A 17,008-nucleotide genomic window follows, 5' to 3' on the forward strand; every position below is an offset into this window, starting at 1 on the left:
CCAACAGACGTTCGCCGTGAAGGTGCGGACGGGCGGGGCCGGGTGTGGTGCTCAACCCCGGCCCCGCCAAGCCTTTCCCCGGCATCGCACCCTGGCATTCAACAACCCCACACCCGCCCTCTCTGCGCAGGTCACGCGCCGGTCAGCCGGCATCGGCACAACAGGAGCGACGGGCCGTACGTCACCGGCCCGCACCTCGCACCGCCGAAACCGGCCCGCGACCAGGAGAGAGCCATGACCGGCGTTTCCACACTCGACACCCCACCGCTGTCCGCGACACCCACCCGCTACACCGTCTCCCTCGCCCGCGACGAGGAGGATGTCCGGGCCGCGCAGCGGCTGCGCCACGACGTGTTCGCCGGCGAGATGGGCGCCCTGCTGGCCACCCCGCAGCCGGGCCTCGACGTCGACGCCTTCGACGCCTACTGCGACCACCTGCTGGTCCGGGACACGCTCACGGACGAGGTCGTCGGCACCTACCGGCTGCTGCCGCCGGAGCGGGCCGCGATCGCCGGACGCCTCTACTCCGAGGGCGAGTTCGACCTCGACCCGCTCGCCGGGATCCGCGCCGGCCTCGTCGAGGTGGGCCGCTCCTGCGTCCACCCCGACCACCGTGACGGCGCGGTCATCAGCCTCATCTGGGCGGGTATCGCCCGCTACATGGTCGATGGCGGCCACGAATGGCTGGCCGGCTGCTGCTCCCTGCCGCTCGCCGACGGCGGGGCCCTCGCCGCGGCCACCTGGCAACGGGTCCAGGCCAAGCACCTGGCGCCCGAGGAGTTCCGGGTACGACCGCTGCTGCCCTGGGAACCGCAGATCCCGGCTCCGCAGGGGCACACCGAACTGCCTCCCCTGCTGCGCGGCTACCTCCGCCTCGGCGCCTGGGTGTGCGGGGAGCCCGCCCACGACCCGGACTTCGGCGTCGCCGACCTGTACGTGCTGCTGTCGATGCGCCGGGTCAACCCGCGCTATCTGCGGCACTTCCTCTCCCTCGTCCCCGCCTGATGGCCACCGTCGGCCCGGGCGCACTTCGGACGGCCGCGCCCAGTGTCTGGCTGCCCAGCGCACCCTGCACCCCGCAGACCTGTGTGGACGGCGCCCCCTCGTGGACATCCGCACCACGGGCGGTCGCCAGGCTGGTGACGGTGCTGACCCTGATCGTCCTGGGCGTGCTGCTGATGCCGCTCGTCGCCCGCGCGTCGATGACGGCCCGGGAGCGCCTGGTCCGATTCTGGTGCCGGGCGATCGTACGGGCCGCCGGGGTCCGGCTACGGATCACGGGTGAGACCCCGGCCACGGGCGGCGCGCTGCTCGTGGCCAACCACATCTCCTGGCTGGACGTCCCGCTGCTCGCCGCGGTCCGTCCGGCCCGGATGCTCGCCAAGACGGAGGTCGGCGACTGGCCGGTGGCGGGTGCGCTGGCCGCCCGCGGCGGCTGCCTGTTCATCGACCGCGACCGGCTGCGGGCCCTGCCGCTAACGGTGGACCGCATCGCGGAGGCGTTGCGCGCGGGCACGGCGGTCGCCGTGTTCCCCGAGGGAAGCACCTGGTGCGGCCGGGAGCAGGGGCACTTCCGGCGCGCGGTGTTCCAGGCGGCGCTCGACGCCCGCGTCCCGGTGCAGCCGGTGCGGATCCGCTACATGATGCCGGGCGGAGCGGCGGCCACCGCCCCGGCGTTCGTCGGCGAGGACACACTGCTGGCGTCGCTGTGGCGGGTCGCGACGGCGCGCGGGATCACCGCGGAGGTGGTGGTACGCCCGTCGCTCGCCCCGGGCGGCCACCCCGACCGCAAGGCGCTGGCCCGGACGGCTCAGCTGTCGGTGACGGACCCCTGACCGAGGTCCGCGACCCGGGCCAGCCGCCGGTAGGAGTCCAGCAGCGCCGCACGGTCGTGGGAACTGGTCGTGACCAGCACCTCCTGCGCCCCGGTCTCCTTGATCAGCGTCCGCAGCTCGTCGGCCACCTGCTCCTCGGTGCCGTGGATGTGCCCGCGCAGCCCGGACTCGTAGAAGTCGCGCTCCTTCGCCGTCATGACTCGCCGCTCGATCTCCTCCACGGGGGCGAGCGGCGGGAACGTGCCGTGGGTGCGGGAGTACGCCATGGCCCACGCCTCCGGCACCAGCAGCCGGCGGGCCGCCTCCGGGGTGGCGGCGACGGCGACGGTGCCCGCGACGATCACATACGGCTCCCGCGCCCAGGACGACGGCCGGAAGTCGTCACGGTAGCGGTCCACGGCGCGCAGCAGCCGCTCCCTGGTCCGCAGATCTCCGATGACCAGCGGCAGCCCGGCCCGGCCGGCGATCGTCGCGCCCTCACCGGTGGCCAGCACATACGGCGGGACCCGCAACCCCTCGGCGGGGCGGGCGTGCGCGCGGGTCGGTGAGGTTCCCTCGAACCAGCCGAGGAGTTCGTCGAGTTGACCGGCGAAGTCCTCCGCCGCGTCCTTCCCGTGCCCCAGCGCCTTGCGCACCCCGTCGGTGAACCCCACGGAGCGGCCCAGCCCCATGTCGATCCGCCCCGGGAAGAGCGACTCCAGGACGCCGAACTGCTCGGCGACCACGAGGGGCCGGTGATTGGGCAGCATCACCCCGCCGGTGCCCACCCGGATGCGGCGGGTCGCCGCGGCGACGGCGGCGGCCAGCACGGTGGGCGCGGAACCGGCGACCCCGGGCACGCCGTGGTGCTCGGAGACCCAGAACCGGTGATAACCCAACTCCTCGACCCGCTGGGCCAGCCGCACGGTGTCCCGCAGCGCATCCTGCTCACTGTGTCCCTGCCGGGTGCGGGAGCGGTCGAGGACGGAGAACCTGGTGGACGCGAAAACCGAACTCACACAGAGTTCAACACCCGGGGCGCCCCGGGATTCCCGCTGCGGTCCGGCCGCTGCGATCACCTACTGGCGAAGTTGCCCCGCCGCGTCGCGCAGCACGCGCTGTGCGGTGGTGCGCAACGCGGCGACCGTCGGACGGTCGCGGTTGCCGGGCAGCCAGGTCAGGGCGGCCGTGGTCAGCGGCAGACCGGTGACGTCGACGTAGGCCACACCGGGGCGCGGATACAGCCGGCGCGCCGCCGCGGGCAGGAAGCTCATGCCCCGGCCCCGGCCGACGAGGTGCAGCATGCTCTCGATGTCGTGCGCGACCGGACCGAAACGCACGGGTGCGCCGTCCGGACGCGGGTTGACGGTCCAGTGGTCCCACCAGATACGGGGCATCTGCGCCGGGATGTCGACGACGAGATGATCGTCGAGCTGTTCCAGTGCGATCGGCGTGTCCGTCGCCAGACGGTGGCCCGCGGGCAGACAGGCCACGCGGGGCTCGGTCGCCAGCTGCAGGCTCTGCAGACCGGACGGGAGCGGCGGGCGCAGAAACGCCGCGTCGACGTCCCCGCACGTCAGGGCCTCTATCTGGTTGGCGAAGCCGAGGGCCAGCAGATCGACGCTGATACCCGGGTGGTGGTCGTGCAGCGCGCCGAGGATGGCGTGGGTGTACGGCATGGCCACCTCACCCGCGATGAAACCGATCACCAGATGCCCGCGCACCTCACGCGCCCGCGCTCCGACACGGCGGTGCAGCCGGGCCATGCCCGCGACGATCTCCTCGGCCTCGGGCAGCAGCGCCCCGCCCGCGGCGGTGAGGCTGATGGCGCGACTGGTGCGGTCGATGAGGGTGACGCCGAGGCGCGTCTCCAGCGCGCGGAGTTGCTGGCTGAGCGCGGGCTGCGTCACATGCAGCCGGGCCGCCGCCCGACCGAAGTGCAACTCCTCGGCCAGTACGAGGAAGACCCGCAGCTGGTGAATGCTGGGGTCGTTCTGTCCGCCGGATGCCGATGGGGGCGACGAGCCGTTGGTGCCACCGTCCTGGACCATAAGGACCAGGTTAACGATCTCGTCGGAAGACTGATGGCCGATCGGTTCCGGCCGTCCTCCGGCTGGGACAGGATGAGATCGGCAACCGGGGCGTCGCGGGGGAACGACGCTCCGGTTCCTGGCCTACGGCGACCGAGGCGTTGCCGGTCGGAGCCGTCACGGGCTGCCCCACCGCCGGCGGGCCCGCACCGCCCGGTGACGAGGGTGGGGGCTCCCGAGGCAGCAGGAGGGGACTGCGACCGGGCAACAGCGCCCATGGCACCGTCGGGTTCGGCGACGGCCGAACCACGGGGACCGGCCTTCGCCGTCGGCCAGGGCGCCGCTCCCGGGTCGTCGGGAGACATCTGGCCGGCACCGGGCGCAGGCTCCGTCATCAGGCCTCCGCCGCAAGGTGCTTGAGGCTGAACCACGTTGTCTTGCCCTCGTCGGTGGGGCGCACACCCCAGTCGTCGGCGAGGGAGCGCACGAGGATCAGGCCCCGGCCGGACTCCTCGTCCTCCGCGGACCACCGGGGCTGGGGGAGATGCGGGCTGCGGTCGCTGATCTCGACGGTGAGTTCGGTGGCCGTGCGGCACAGGTGCAGTCCGATCGGCCCCTGGGCGTGCAGTACGGCGTTGGTGAGTATCTCCGACAGCAGCAGCCGTGCGTCGTCGGCCGGTTCGGCGCAGTCCCAGGCCGTGAGGGTCCGGCTGAGGAAGGCACGTCCCGCGGGCACGGACTCCGGTACCGCGGGGAGTTCGGTGCTGACGGCGGCCAACGGGGCGGCGGGCAGCTGGGTCAGCAGCAGGGTGACGTCGTCGTTGTGGCCGTCGGCGTCGGGCAGCAGCGTGGCGAGGACCAGGTCGGCGGCCGCCTCGAGGTCGGGCGCGGAGGTGAACAGCGCGCTCAACGTGTCGACCAGCCGCTCCAGTTGGTCCTGGATGTCGCTGCCCGGGGTCTCGATCAGGCCGTCGGTGTAGAGCACGAGGCTGGCACCGGGCGGGATGACCGCCCGGGACTGTTCGTAGAGGACGTCGCCCACGCCGAGGGGCGCGTTGACGGGTGCCGGCAGCGCGCGGGCGCCCTCGCCCGGGGTGGCGATGAGGGTGGGCAGGTGTCCGGCCGAGCACAGGGTCACCTCTCCGGCGTCGGAGGCGATGACCAGATAGCAGCAGGTGACGAGCTGGTCGGGGACGTCCAGGTCGGCGACGACCGTGTCCAGGGCCTGCATCAGCTGACGCGGCTGCATCCCCGTCTTCGCCAGGGCGTGTGCGGCGGACCGCAGCTGGCCCATGACGGCGGCCGCCTCCAGACCGCGCCCCATGACGTCACCGATCAGCACGCCCACGCGGCCCGCGCCCAGTGGTATGAGGTCGAACCAGTCGCCGCCCACGCCGGCGCCCTGGGTCGCGGGCCGGTAGCGGCTCGCGGTGGTCAGCCCGGGGATCGCGGGCGGTGTGCCCATCAGGCTGCGCTGCAGTGTGAGCGCGATGTGACGTTGCTGCTCGTAGAGCGCGGTGAGCTCCGCCTCGGCGCGTTTTCGGTCGCTGATGTCACGGACGATGGCACAGGCCCCGATGACCTGCCCGTCCGGAGCGTGGGTGGGCCACAGCGTCACGTCCACGTCGAGGAGTTCTCCGGAGCGGGTGACCCGAAGGGTCTCGAAGTGCTCGGCCTTCTCGCCCTTGCACAGCCGTTCCAGCAACTCCGCGATCTCGTCCTGCCGGTCCGGTGGGGCGAGCACCGACACGGGGCGCCCCATGACCTCGTCCGCGGTGTAGCCGTACAGGCGTTGGGCGGCGGCGTTCCAGTAGGTGATGACGCCGTCGAGGGTCGCGGCGAGGATCGCGTCCTGGGAGGACTCGACCAAGGTGGCGAGCTGGTTGATGCGTTCCTCGGCCCGCTTGCGGTCGCTGACGTCTCGGACGGCGGCGGAGACGAGGAGTCCGTCGGCGGTCTCCATGGGGCTGAGGCTGATCTCCACGGGGAATTCGGTGCCGTTCTTGCGCAGCCCGTGCAGTTCGAGCCCGGCACCCATGGGACGCACCTGCCGGTTGGCGCCGTAGCCGCGCCGGTGTTCGACGTGATGGGTCCCGAACCGGCCGGGCACCAGCAACTCGACCGGATGGCCGAGGAGTTCCTCGCGCCGGTAGCCGAAGAGGGCTTCGGTCTGGGCGTTGACGAGTTTGATGATGCCGGCGTCGTCGACGATGACCATCGCGTCGGGGGCGGCTTCGAGCAGCCCCCGGAACCTTTCCTCCGCGGCCTTGCGTTCGGTGACGTCTCGGACGGCGGCGGAGACGAGCAGTCCGTCGGCGGTCTCGAGAGGGCTGAGACTGATCTCGACGGGGAATTCGGTGCCGTTCTTGCGCAGCCCGTGCAGATCCAGCCCCGCGCCCATCGGCCTGACCTGACCGTTGTTGATGTAGCCCTCCCGGTGCAGATGGTGGCATTCCCGGAACCGGCCGGGTACGAGCAACTCGACCGGGCGGCCGAGGAGTTCTTCGCGCCGGTAGCCGAACAGCGCCTCCGTCTGGGCGTTGACCAGCCGGATCGTTCCGGCGCCGTCGACGATGACCATCGCGTCGGGCGCCGCTTCGAGCAGGCCCCGGAACTTGTCCTCGGCGGCTCTCGGGCCGCCTTCACGCAGCGCGGTGGCAGCACACGCGCAATGATTCTCGGTCACCGTGGCGGTGGCCCCAGTCGACGCCGTCTTGACCAAGTCGCCCATATCCGTCTCCGACACGATGGTTCCGATGAGTCGGACATCCCACCGCACCGGCCCCCCGCCCGCCGGGTCATGTCGCAAACTGGTCCCACCCTGCTCCCACAGCGGCAGAACCTGTCCGTGGAGGGCCCCTGCGTCGACCACTCCCCGGCCAGACCCGCTCACTGTGCGGAACCCACCGAGCGGGGCGGCGGTTTCGGGGCAGCGGTACGGCAGAGGCTGTGGCGGCGGCAGCGGTTACGGCATCCGCAGCGGTTACGGCATGGCGGCGGCGTCAGCGATGAGCGTGTGGCCACGGCACCGGCAGCGGCTACGGCAACAGGTCGCGGTGCGGCCGTTGTCTAGGGTGGAACCGTGACGGAGAAAAGGGAGCCCAAGAAGTCGCGCGACACCGCGGGCAGGGACCGGCCACTGGCCCTGTTCGACCTGGACAACACCCTCGCCGGCACCGCCCACCGCCAGCACTTCCTGGAGCGCAGGCCGCGGGACTGGGACGCCTTCTTCGCCGCGGCACCCCAGGATCCGCCACTCGCGGAGGGCATCGCGCTGGTGACGGAGTACGCCCGCGACTGCGAGATCGTCTACCTCACCGGACGCCCGGAACGCTGCCGCCGGGACACCGTCGCCTGGCTCGCCGCCCAGGGCCTGCCCGACGGCCAGGTGTACATGCGCCGCAACGACGACCGTCGCCCCGCCCGCCACACCAAGCTGGCGATCCTGCGGAGGCTGGCGGCCGGGCGGGAGGTCCGCGTACTCGTGGACGACGACGAACTCGTCTGCCAGGACGCGGAGCGGGCGGGTTTCCGCGTCCGACGGGCCCGCTGGGCGACCCCGTCGGACGCGCTGAAGGTGGCGCAGGAACGGGAAGGGCGCACCTGACCCGCGCCGGCGGATACTCAGTCCTCGCCCTCCAGGCGGAAACCTACCTTCAGGCCGACCTGGTAGTGCTCGATCTGACCGTTCTCGATCTGACCGCGCACCTGGGTGACCTCGAACCAGTCCAGATTGCGCAGGGTCTGCGCGGCCCGGGAGATGCCGTTGCGGATGGCCTGGTCGATGCCCTCGTGCGAGGTGCCGACGATCTCCGTCACCCGGTAGGTGTGATGTGACATAGGGGTCTTCCTTTCAGCGAGCCGTGCTCAGTGACAGTGCGAACCGCCCTCGGGTATCCGTCCACCAGTGGGTCAATTCCAATCCGGCGGTGCCCAGTTCGTCCCGCACCCCGGCCTCCCGGAACTTCGCCGAGACCTCGGTGCGCAGCTCTTCGCCCGCGCCGAAGTCGACCGCCAGATCGACCGCCGGGATCTTCACGGTCTGCACCGTCCGCGAGCGCAGCCGCATTTCGATCCACTCCCGCTCGGCGTCCCAGAGGGCCACGTGGTCGAAGGCCTCCGGGTCGAAGTCCGCGCCGAGTTCGCGGTTGACCACGGTCAGTACGTTCTTGTTGAAGTCCGCCGTCACCCCGGCCGCGTCGTCGTACGCCGCCACCAGCTCCGACTCGTCCTTGACCAGGTCCGTGCCGAGCAGCAGCGCGTCCCCGGGCGCCAGCAGGGCCCGTACGGACGCGAGGAACCGGGCCCGCTCGGCCGGCAGCAGATTGCCGATCGTGCCGCCGAGAAACGCCACCAGCCGCGGCCCCGGCGTCGGGGGAAGGGCGAGTCGGGCCGTGAAGTCGGCGATCAGCGCGTGCACCGAGAGCGACGGCCGCTCCGCGACCAGCGCCCGGCCCGCCTGCGTGAGCGCGCTCTCGCTGACGTCCACGGGCACGTACGTGTGCAGCCCCGGCAGCTCGTCCAGCAGGTGCCGGGTCTTGTCGGACGAACCGGAGCCCAGCTCGACAAGGGTGCGTGCGCCGGTGGCGGACGCGATCTCCGCGGACCGGGCGAGCAGGATCTCCCGCTCGGCGCGCGTCGGGTAGTACTCGGGCAACTCGGTGATCTGCTCGAAGAGTTCGCTGCCGTAGGCGTCGTAGAACCACTTCGGCGGAAGCGTCTTCGGCTGGGCGGTGAGACCGCCCTGGACGTCGGCGCGGAGGGCGGCTTCGGTGGCGTCCTCCGGGAGGGTGCGGGTCAGCTGGAACGGGCTCACGCGGCGGGCTCCTTGAGGGGGGTCAGCAGGACGTCGGTGCGGCTCGCCGCGAGCAGCGTGCGGTCCGGCACCTGAAGCCAGTGCGGGTCGTCGTCGTAGGGTTCCGAGGCCACGACCGTGCGTCGGCCGGGTTCGGCGAGGTACCAGAGCGTGTCGCCCCAGGCCGTCGCGGCGATCGCCTCGCCATTGCTGAGCAGCAGGTTGAGCCGGGAGCCCGGGGCCGCCGCCGCGACCTCCAGCACCGTGTCGGCGAGCGCCTGCCCCTCCTCGTCGCCGCCCCGCAGCCGGCTGAGCACCAGCGCCCAGACGAACGCCGAGTCGCAGCGCGCCTCCATCGCCAGCACCTCGGCCGGCGGCAGGGTGCGCACGAGCGGCGCCAGGGAGCCGGGCCATCCGGCGACGGCGCCGTTGTGGCTGAACAGCCAGCGACCCCAGCCGTACGGGGCCGCCGCGGCCTCCGCGTCGGCACCCGCCAGGGTGGCGTCGCGTACCGCGGCGAGCACCGCCTCGGAACGCACCACCCGGGCGAGGTCGGCGAAGGACTGGTCGGCCCAGATGGGCCCGGCGCGACGGTAACGGGCGGGCACCGGGTCACCGGCCGCGTACCAGCCGACGCCGAAACCGTCGGCGTTGACCGTCCCGTACCGCTGCCGCCGAGGCGCCCAGGACTGGCGGAACAGACTGTGGGGCGGCTCCACCAGCAGCTTGCCCAACGGTTCCGCCGGCCCCAGGAAGGCGAGATGACGACACATCAGACAGCTCCGTCCCCGGCCGACCGGGCGGTACGGAACCCGGAGAAGATCTGCCGCCTGATCGGATAGTCCCAGTTGCGGAACGTGCCCCGGCAGGCCACCGGGTCCACCGCGAAGGAACCGCCGCGCAGCACCTTGTACTCGGGACCGAAGAACACCTCGGAGTACTCCCGGTAGGGGAAAGCGGTGAAACCGGGGTACGGCGCGAAGTCACTGGCCGTCCATTCCCACACGTCCCCGATCAACTGCCTTACTCCGTAAGGGGATTCGCCCTCGGGATAGCTTCCGGCGGGCGCCGGCCGCAGATGCCGCTGACCGAGGTTTGCGTGCTCCGGAGCCGGGTCCGCGTCGCCCCACGGATAGCGCCTGGAACGTCCGGTGGCCGGGTCGTGCCGGGCGGCCTTCTCCCACTCGGCCTCGGTGGGCAGCCGCCGCCCCGCCCAGCGGGCATAGGCGTCGGCCTCGTACCAGCACACATGCACCACGGGCTCGTCGGCCGGTACGGGTTCGGTGACGCCGAAGCGCCGCCGCAGCCACTGTCCGGCCTCGCGGCGCCAGAACAGCGGAGCCGACACGGAGTTGCGGCGGATGTGGTCCCAGCCCTCCGGCGTCCACCAGCGCTCGTCGGTGTAGCCGCCGTCCTCGATGAACGCCTGGTACGCGCCGTTGGTCACCGGGGTGGTGTCCAGGTAGAACGCCGGCAACAGCCGCTCATGACCTGGGCGTTCGTTGTCCAGGGCCCAGGGCTCCGTAGAGGTGCCCATGGTGAACGGGCCCGCGGGGACGAGGACTTCGGCGGGACCGGTGAACGGCGGCGCGGGCGCCGGGTCGGGCGCGGTCAGCGCCACGGGACCCTTGCGGAGCTGATGAGTGATCAGCATCGTCTCGTCGTGCTGCTGTTCGTGCTGAGCGATCATGCCGAAGGCGAAGCCGGCGTCGGTCAGCCGGTCACCCGCGAACGGGGTCCGCTCCAGGACGTCGAGGGCGCGGCCGCGCACTTCCGCGGCGTAGTTCCGGGCCTCCACGGGCGGCAGCAGCGGCAGCGAGGGCCGCGCGGCGCGCGGATGCTCGAAGGCGTCGTACAGGCCGTCGATCTCCGGCCGCATCGCCTCGCGGCCGGCGACCGCCCGGAGCAGCCACAGCTCCTCCTGGTTGCCTATGTGCGCCAGGTCCCACACCAGCGGGGACATCAGCGGCGAGTGCTGGGCGGTGAGGTCGGGTGTGTCCACGCACGTCGTGAGCAGCGTGGTGCGCCGGCGCGCGGTGGTCAGTGCGGTCAGGGCGCGCTCCCGCAGGAGTTCGAGTTCCCTGTCGGTCATGTGCTGATGTCCTTCCCATGGTCTCGGTGGTCCTCGCCATGGATGGAGGGTTCCTGGCCGTGCCGGTGTTCCACGTGGTCGAGCAGATCGTCGGCGGGGCAGCGGCCCCGGGTCACATAACGGTCGGTGAAGTCCGCGACCGCGCTCCGCACCTCCGCCGAGGCACCGAGCCGGGGCAGTGCCTCGGCCGCCGCGGCGAAACAGACGACGGCCGCCTCGTGGAGGGCGGGGTCGGCCAGACCGTCGCGCGCCGCGGCGAGCCACAGCGGACTGCCCGGCGGGACCGCCGCACCGGCCCGCTCGGCCAGCGGCTTCGTCGTGCGGTAGGCGGTCTCCGCCGCCTCCGGGTCGTCGAACAACGCGGTCGTCACCGCGACGGGCACGATCCAGCCGTCCTCGCCGGGCTGCGCGTCGATCATGCGCAGTTCCAGGTGGCCGCGCGGCCGCACCGGCGGGAACAGCGTTGTCAGGTGGTAGTCCAGATCCGCCCGGGACGGCGGTGTCGCGGAGCGGGTCCACTCCCTGAAGCTCAGCCCCTCCGGTACGTGCCAGGGGCCGTCCTCGGCGCGCACGCACATCACCGGCGCGTCCAGCACATGCCGCGCCCAGGCGTTCCGGGGCGGGCCGCCGAGCGGCGGCGCGCTGCTGCGGCCGGGGTCCAGTGCCGCCCACAGCGACTGCCGGGTGGACCGCCAGCCCGTGTACCGCCCGCGTGCCATGGGTGAGTTGGCGAAGGCGCCGACCAGCACCGCGCCCAGCTGGTGCGCCAGCCACCAGCGTCTGGCGTGGCCCAGGGGGCCCGGCTCCTCGTATCCGGCGTCGAGACAGATCTGGACGGAGGCGGAGGTGCACATCATGGCGCGGCCCTCGGGGCCGGCGCGGTCCAGGTACCGCTCCATGGCGTCGTAGCGCGGCTCTCGCAGGAGCCGCTCGGGGGGACGCCAGGGGTCCTGGCCGAAGCCGCTGAGCCCGAGACCCGCTTCACGCAGCAGGGTGCGGACGGCGGTCAGATCGGCGGAGAGGGAGTCGATGCACTCCATCAGCGAGGCGGCGGGAGGTGAGCTGAGCTCCAGCTGGCCGCCGGGTTCGACGGTGATCGCCGAACGTACGGGCAGGGCCCGGAGTGCGGCGTAGGCCGCTCGGAGTCGTGCGGGTGGTACGGGGAGCCGTGGTTCACGCAGTTCGTGGACGAGCCATTCCACCTCGACACCGACGGTGCGGGGTGGGCCCGTCTTGAAGCAGATACCGCGTACCAACGCCTCCATCTCCGCCTCGGCGTCGGCGGTGTAGGGCTCCGTACAGTCGCTGCAGTCGCTCACCTTCGGATCGGACATGTCGGGATCCTCCTGAGACTCGACCATGCCGTCGGCCCGGTGATCGACCGGATCCGGTCGGCATCGCTCGTCCCACCCAAGACCCTTGCAGCGGCGCGCACAAGGGGGCGTATTGACGCTGTCGGGACCCGGAAAGTCTGTTGCGCCGGAAGTCCAGCATCGCTCACGATGCGTTCATGTGCACGACGGGGGAGATCTTGGGGGACGCGGTCATGGCGCGAACGGGGGGCGCGCCATGAGCGCGCGACTTCGTGCGATCGCACAGGAAACGGAAGGGATCGTCGCCGCCGGGCGCTACCGCGCGCCCGGCGGAGGCGAGGTCCCGATCGCCGCGGACGTCGAGGCCGCGCGGGACGCCACCCGCATGTTCGGACCGGAGCCGCTCGAGCTGCCGGCGGTGGCGCCGGTGAAGACGTCGTTCGAGGTCACGGGCGAGAGCAGCCTGGAGGCGGCACGCCGCATGACGACCGCCGGCCCGGCGCCGGTCGCGGTGCTGAACTTCGCCTCCGCGCGCAACCCCGGTGGCGGCTATCTGAACGGCGCCCAGGCCCAGGAAGAGGCCCTGTGCCGGGCCTCCGCGCTCTACACCTGTCTGGTGGGCGACCAGGTCTTCCGCGAGTTCTACGCCCACCACCGCGCCAACGTGGACCCCTTCTACACCGACCGGGTGATCCACTCACCCGCGGTGCCGGTCTTCCGCGACGACCGCGGCAGACTGCTCCAAACGCCTTACACCGCGGGCTTCCTCACGTCGGCGGCACCGAACGCGGGAGTGATCCGGCGCCGCACACCCGAACGGACGCCGGAGATCCCCGCCGCCCTCGCCACCCGCGCGGAACGCGTCCTGGAGACCGCAGCGAGCCAGGGCTACCGCCGTCTGGTGCTCGGCGCATGGGGCTGCGGAGTCTTCCAGAACGACCCGGCGCAGGTGGCAGGAGCCTTCCGGGCCCTGCTGACGGAGGGCCGCTTCACGGGACACTTCGCCGAGGTGGTCTTCGCGATCCTGGACCGCACCCGCGGAACCACGACAAGAGCCGCGTTCGAGCGAGCGTTCGCCGCGGAGACGTGAGGTACGGCGCGATGTCAGGGACGCGGGTGGGCGGTACCGGCAGCGGAGTGGGGGGCGGGGGCGGCCGGGCGTACCGGTAGCAGACCGGGGGCGGCCGGTATCGGCGTCGGCTGGGGCTGGCCCGGGCGGCGAAACCCGTGGAAGCGAGGCCGCGTCGCGAGGGCGGCGGGGCGGTACTGGCAGCGGAGTGGGGGCGGCCGGGCGGTACCGGCAGCGGCCGGAAACGTCAGCGGCGCGGAGGCGGGCGCCCCCGGTCAGGCGCGGGGAGCGGCGGGATCGGTCACGGACGGTCCGCGGTGTGGGGAAACCCCGGAGCGCGGCGGTGGGTGTCGGCTGGGCCGGACCCGGCCGCGCAACCCGTGGAAGCGTGCTGCGTCGTGGGGGCGGCGGGGCGGCCGGGCGGTGCCGGTAGCGGCGCGGGGGCGGGCGCCTTCCGGACGGGGAAGGCGGCCGGTGGTGCGGCGGCGTGGCGACAGGTGGCGGGGGCGCGGCGGCGTGGCGACAGGCGGCCTGAGCGCGGCGGTCGGCGTCGGCCTGGCCTGCGTCTGCCCCGCCGCGCGGCGACCCCGGCTTCGTGGCGTGGCGCCGGACGGCCGGCGCGCAACCCGTACGGCGAGCCGCGGAGCGGTCAGCTCCAGCCGTAGCGCTCGCGCAGCCGATGCACCACGGAGTTGAACCGCATCCGGTCCAGCGCGCACGCCTCGCGGCGCATCCCGTCCTCGTGCAGCCGCAGCACCCGCTCCACATCCACCCACGAGGCACGCCCCGACCGGTCCCACGGCCCGCTCCCGATCGGCACCCAGTCCCGGTCACCGTCGTGCTGCTTGCTGGAGAGCTGGACGGCGAGCAGAGTCCCACCCCGCTCCCGGGCGACGACGAGCACCGGACGGTCCTTCCCCCGGCCGTCGTTCTCCTCGAACGGCACCCAGGTCCAGACGATCTCGCCGGGGTCGGGGTCCCCGTCGTAGGCGGGGGAGTACTCGGTCCGCACCTGCCCCACCTGACGAGGGTCCGCCTCGGTCGTGGCCGACGGACCGTAACGGCCGGGGACGTGTTCTTCGGCGTACGCAGTCACCCGGGTCACGGTAGCAACACGCGTGAACCGCCGGACCGACGATGGCCACAGCGTGCGCGGCCCGTCGCTTGCGGACAGTGACTACGGGCCGACGGGCGGCTCGAACTCCCTTGCCGCACCGGCCTCCTGAGCGTCGTCGGCCCCGGACCGCTCCACCGGCGGCCACCGTTCGTGCCACGCCAGCTCCGCCTCCAGCTGCGCGGCCAGTGAGACCAGCAGCGGCTCGCTGTGCGCGGGCCCGAGGAGTTGCGCGCCGACGGGCAGGGACCCGACGAATCCGGCAGGCACGTTCACACCGGGCCAGCCCAGCACGTTCCACGGCCATGCGTACGGGCAGGCGGCGATCATCGCCCGGTCGGTGTCCAGACCGCCGAGGCGGAGCATGGAACCGATGCGCGGCGGGGGAGTGGCGGTCGTGGGTGCGAGGACGACGTCGTACGAGTCGAAGATCGCGCCGATCCGGCGGTGCAGCCGCGCCTCCGCCCGGCGGGCGACCCGCAGCGGGGCGCCGCCGAGCAGCCGGCCCAGCCGGGCGGCCTCACGGGTGCGCCGGTCCAGGAGCTCGGGGCAGGGCACCTCGGCCACCCGTTCGGCCAGGCCCGCGGTGGCGCGCGGGATGAAGGTGAGCCCGATCTGCCCGTAGGCCGGGTCCGCCTCCTCGACCTCGTGCCCGAGCAGGGACAACCGCTCGGCGAGCGCCACCACCTTCTCGCGCACCTCCGGCGCCAGCCGTGCGGGCAGCGCCGTGAACGGGGGCTTCAGCGACAGGGCGATGCGCAGCCGGCCCGGATCGCGGCCCACCGCCTCCGACATGCGCAGCGCCGGCGGCCGGTGCAGATCGCCGTCGTGGCTGCCGCTCGCCGCGTCCAGCAGCAGCGCCGCGTCCTCGACCGTGCGCGCCAGCGTGCCGTTGACGGTGATCCCCTGGAACGACTCCGGGCGCGGCCAGGTGGAGATCCGGCCGCGCTGCGGCTTGATGCCGATCAGATGGGTCCAGGCGGCGGGGATGCGCACCGAGCCCGCGCCGTCCGACCCCAGCGCGGCGGGCACGAGACCGGCCGCGACCGCGGCCGCGGAGCCGCCCGAGGAACCACCGGGCGTATGGCCGCGGTGCCAGGGATTGCGGGTGTCGCCGAAGGCCGGCCCCTCGGTGAACGGCCACTGACCCAGCTCACAGCTGTTGGTCTTGCCGACGATCACGGCCCCGGCCGCACGCAGCCGTCGTACCGCCTCGCAGTCTTCCGCCGCCGGGGGGAACTCGCCCGAGCATCCGAAGGCCGTCGGCTCGCCCGCCACGTCCATGTCGTCCTTCACGGCCAGCGGCACCCCGAGCAGCGGGCGGCGCACCCCGGCGGCCAACTCCCGGTCCGCGGCCTCCGCCTCGGCGAGCGCGGCCTCGGCGCGGACGATCCGGAAGGCGTTCAGCGAGGGTTGCGTCGCCTCGATCCGGGCCAGCGCCCGCTCCACCAGGGTCCGTGACGTGACCTCGCCGTCAGCGAGATCACGCACGGCCCGGGCAAGCCCGGGGGCACGGTCGGGAGCCATCAGGACACCTCCGGTCGCCAGTTGTCTACCGAACGGTAACCTCCGCGGGCGCCGAGTGGAAAGGTTCCCCGGAAGTGTCGCGTCCTCACTTCGGGACCATTCGCCTGACCATTGCAAACTTCCGTGAATATGCCGGAAGTTCCCCCGGGTAGGAGTGTCGTCCGACCTTTCTGCAAAGATGCCCTTCGTCATGGTGCAGATACCGAAGCAGTCCGCCCCGTCGTTGCCCGCGCAACGCCCCGTCCCCACGAGTGCCGATGTGGCACGACTGGCGGGCGTCTCGCGCGCGACCGTCTCCTACGTCCTGAACAACACCAGCGCCGTAAGGATCAGCGAGCCCACCCGGCGACGGGTGCACGCCGCGGCCAAGGAACTCGGCTACGTACCGCACGCCGCGGCACGCAGCCTGCGCGCAGGGCACAGCCGCATGGTGTTGATGCCGGCCCCCACCGTCCCGGTGAACCCGCTCTACAGCGGGTTCTTCAACGAACTCCAGTGGGCCCTCAGCCGTCTCGACTACACCGTCGTGCAGTACGGCAGTGTCGGGCTCTCCGGTGACGACATCGCCCGCGCCTGGGCCGAGTTGCGTCCGGTCGCCGTGGTGGCGCCCGGTGCCTGGCTCGGCCCGGAAGGCGTGGCCGTGCTCAAACGATCCGGCGCCCGCGCCGTCGTCACGCTCAGTCCCGAGGCCGTCGAGGGCGCGCACACGCTGATCCTGGACCACCGCGGAGTGGGCGAGAACGCGATCGCCCACCTCCTGACCAGGGGCAGACGTCGGATCGGCGTCGTCATGCCTCAGGAGTCCGGCCTCAGCGCCTTCTCCAAACCCAGGCTCGAAGGTTGCCACCGCGCCGTGCAGGGCACGGACGCGTCGCTGACCGAACTGCCGCTAGCCTACGAGGAGGAGGCCGCCGCCGCGCTCGCCGCGCGCTGGCGATCCCTCGACCTGGACGCCGTATTCGCGTACAACGACGAGTACGCGATGCTGCTCATGCGGGCGTTGCAGGACGAGGGCCTGCGGATCCCCGAGGACCTGTCGGTGGTCGGCGCCGACGACCTGATGCTCGGCCGGCTGCTGCGGCCGCGGCTGACCACCGTCCACATCCAACTGCCCGCCGGCCGCGACCTCGCGGAGCTGGTCGACCGTGCGGTCCGGGAGCCCGGCGTGATACCCGAGACACGTGGGGTCCTCTCGCTGCGGGTGGTGCACCGGGAATCCAGCTGACGGGTCGCCGGACCGCCGTGGGCCCGAAG

15 protein-coding genes are annotated in these 17,008 nt (G+C 72.7%); 5 read left to right on the forward strand and 10 right to left on the reverse strand.

Annotation, left to right across the window (positions count from 1 at the left end):
- Positions 1-234 precede the first annotated feature (234 nt).
- On the forward strand, positions 235-1,005 hold the full coding sequence (locus EF387_RS35515; RefSeq protein WP_128380716.1) for a GNAT family N-acetyltransferase: 771 nt from the start codon (positions 235-237) through the stop codon (positions 1,003-1,005).
- Positions 1,005-1,835 (forward strand): lysophospholipid acyltransferase family protein, encoded by an 831-nt coding sequence (locus tag EF387_RS35520; RefSeq protein ID WP_128380717.1) that lies wholly within the window; start codon positions 1,005-1,007, stop codon positions 1,833-1,835. Before EF387_RS35515 ends, EF387_RS35520 begins: the two co-directional genes overlap by 1 nt.
- Here the strand turns inward: EF387_RS35520 and EF387_RS35525 are convergent.
- From EF387_RS35525 to EF387_RS35535, 3 genes are all read right to left on the reverse strand, one after another.
- Positions 1,811-2,833 carry an LLM class flavin-dependent oxidoreductase gene (locus EF387_RS35525; RefSeq protein WP_128380718.1) on the reverse strand — a complete coding sequence of 341 codons (1,023 nt, stop codon included), beginning with the start codon at positions 2,831-2,833 and terminating at the stop codon, positions 1,811-1,813. The two genes, EF387_RS35520 and EF387_RS35525, sit on opposite strands and share 25 nt — an antisense overlap.
- Before the next feature lie 60 nt (positions 2,834-2,893).
- Entirely contained in the window at positions 2,894-3,865 is a 972-nt protein-coding gene (locus EF387_RS35530; protein ID WP_128380719.1) for a LysR family transcriptional regulator, read from the reverse strand.
- A 373-nt stretch (positions 3,866-4,238) separates the two neighbouring features.
- Positions 4,239-6,575, reverse strand: coding sequence for a SpoIIE family protein phosphatase (locus EF387_RS35535; RefSeq protein ID WP_128380760.1), 2,337 nt, complete (start codon positions 6,573-6,575; stop codon positions 4,239-4,241).
- 351 nt (positions 6,576-6,926) lie between these two features.
- On the opposite strand from EF387_RS35535, the gene EF387_RS35540 reads away from it, so the two are divergent.
- A complete protein-coding gene (locus tag EF387_RS35540) occupies positions 6,927-7,451 on the forward strand; it encodes a phosphatase domain-containing protein (RefSeq protein ID WP_128380720.1) in 525 nt (174 codons plus the stop codon).
- A gap of 17 nt (positions 7,452-7,468) precedes the next feature.
- On the opposite strand, the gene EF387_RS35545 is transcribed toward EF387_RS35540, so the two are convergent.
- From EF387_RS35545 to egtA, 5 genes are read right to left on the reverse strand one after another with little or no spacing between them, the layout of a single operon-like run.
- Complete coding sequence (locus tag EF387_RS35545) at positions 7,469-7,684, reverse strand: dodecin (RefSeq protein ID WP_128380721.1); 216 nt, start codon at positions 7,682-7,684, stop codon at positions 7,469-7,471.
- A gap of 13 nt (positions 7,685-7,697) precedes the next feature.
- Positions 7,698-8,660, reverse strand: coding sequence for an L-histidine N(alpha)-methyltransferase (egtD, locus tag EF387_RS35550; protein WP_128380722.1), 963 nt, complete (start codon positions 8,658-8,660; stop codon positions 7,698-7,700).
- The gene (egtC, locus tag EF387_RS35555) at positions 8,657-9,412 is read right to left on the reverse strand and encodes an ergothioneine biosynthesis protein EgtC (RefSeq protein WP_128380723.1); all 756 of its coding nucleotides are present in this window, start codon (positions 9,410-9,412) and stop codon (positions 8,657-8,659) included. Before egtC ends, egtD begins: the two co-directional genes overlap by 4 nt.
- A complete protein-coding gene (gene egtB, locus EF387_RS35560) occupies positions 9,412-10,731 on the reverse strand; it encodes an ergothioneine biosynthesis protein EgtB (protein ID WP_128380724.1) in 1,320 nt (439 codons plus the stop codon). The genes egtC and egtB overlap by 1 nt, the downstream gene beginning before the upstream one ends.
- On the reverse strand, positions 10,728-12,065 hold the full coding sequence (egtA, locus tag EF387_RS35565; protein WP_128380725.1) for an ergothioneine biosynthesis glutamate--cysteine ligase EgtA: 1,338 nt from the start codon (positions 12,063-12,065) through the stop codon (positions 10,728-10,730). The genes egtB and egtA overlap by 4 nt, the downstream gene beginning before the upstream one ends.
- Before the next feature lie 235 nt (positions 12,066-12,300).
- Here egtA and EF387_RS35570 point away from each other — a divergent pair, with 235 nt between their 5' ends.
- The gene (locus tag EF387_RS35570) at positions 12,301-13,134 is read left to right on the forward strand and encodes a TIGR02452 family protein (protein WP_128380726.1); all 834 of its coding nucleotides are present in this window, start codon (positions 12,301-12,303) and stop codon (positions 13,132-13,134) included.
- A 628-nt stretch (positions 13,135-13,762) separates the two neighbouring features.
- Here EF387_RS35570 and EF387_RS35575 read toward each other — a convergent pair.
- Positions 13,763-14,209 carry a type II toxin-antitoxin system PemK/MazF family toxin gene (locus EF387_RS35575; protein ID WP_128380727.1) on the reverse strand — a complete coding sequence of 149 codons (447 nt, stop codon included), beginning with the start codon at positions 14,207-14,209 and terminating at the stop codon, positions 13,763-13,765.
- An 81-nt stretch (positions 14,210-14,290) separates the two neighbouring features.
- Complete coding sequence (locus tag EF387_RS35580) at positions 14,291-15,754, reverse strand: amidase (protein WP_128380728.1); 1,464 nt, start codon at positions 15,752-15,754, stop codon at positions 14,291-14,293.
- A gap of 190 nt (positions 15,755-15,944) precedes the next feature.
- Between EF387_RS35580 and EF387_RS35585 the strand changes: the two genes are divergently transcribed.
- The gene (locus EF387_RS35585) at positions 15,945-16,979 is read left to right on the forward strand and encodes a LacI family DNA-binding transcriptional regulator (RefSeq protein ID WP_128380729.1); all 1,035 of its coding nucleotides are present in this window, start codon (positions 15,945-15,947) and stop codon (positions 16,977-16,979) included.
- The last annotated feature ends 29 nt before the right edge of the window (positions 16,980-17,008 follow it).

This window comes from Streptomyces cavernae (assembly GCF_004023625.1).
GTDB lineage: Bacteria > Actinomycetota > Actinomycetes > Streptomycetales > Streptomycetaceae > Streptomyces > Streptomyces cavernae.

Bases quoted from the DNA above. Each gene is read 5' to 3' on its own strand.
- EF387_RS35515 (WP_128380716.1), top strand. From the start codon at position 235: ATGACCGGCGTTTCCACACTCGACACCCCACCGCTGTCCGCGACACCC.
- EF387_RS35520 (WP_128380717.1), top strand. From the start codon at position 1,005: ATGGCCACCGTCGGCCCGGGCGCACTTCGGACGGCCGCGCCCAGTGTC.
- EF387_RS35530 (WP_128380719.1), bottom strand. From the start codon at position 3,865: ATGGTCCAGGACGGTGGCACCAACGGCTCGTCGCCCCCATCGGCATCC.
- EF387_RS35535 (WP_128380760.1), bottom strand. From the start codon at position 6,575: ATGGGCGACTTGGTCAAGACGGCGTCGACTGGGGCCACCGCCACGGTG.
- EF387_RS35545 (WP_128380721.1), bottom strand. From the start codon at position 7,684: ATGTCACATCACACCTACCGGGTGACGGAGATCGTCGGCACCTCGCAC.
- egtC (WP_128380723.1), bottom strand. From the start codon at position 9,412: ATGTGTCGTCATCTCGCCTTCCTGGGGCCGGCGGAACCGTTGGGCAAG.
- egtB (WP_128380724.1), bottom strand. From the start codon at position 10,731: ATGACCGACAGGGAACTCGAACTCCTGCGGGAGCGCGCCCTGACCGCA.
- egtA (WP_128380725.1), bottom strand. From the start codon at position 12,065: ATGTCCGATCCGAAGGTGAGCGACTGCAGCGACTGTACGGAGCCCTAC.
- EF387_RS35570 (WP_128380726.1), top strand. From the start codon at position 12,301: ATGAGCGCGCGACTTCGTGCGATCGCACAGGAAACGGAAGGGATCGTC.
- EF387_RS35580 (WP_128380728.1), bottom strand. From the start codon at position 15,754: ATGGCTCCCGACCGTGCCCCCGGGCTTGCCCGGGCCGTGCGTGATCTC.
- EF387_RS35585 (WP_128380729.1), top strand. From the start codon at position 15,945: ATGGTGCAGATACCGAAGCAGTCCGCCCCGTCGTTGCCCGCGCAACGC.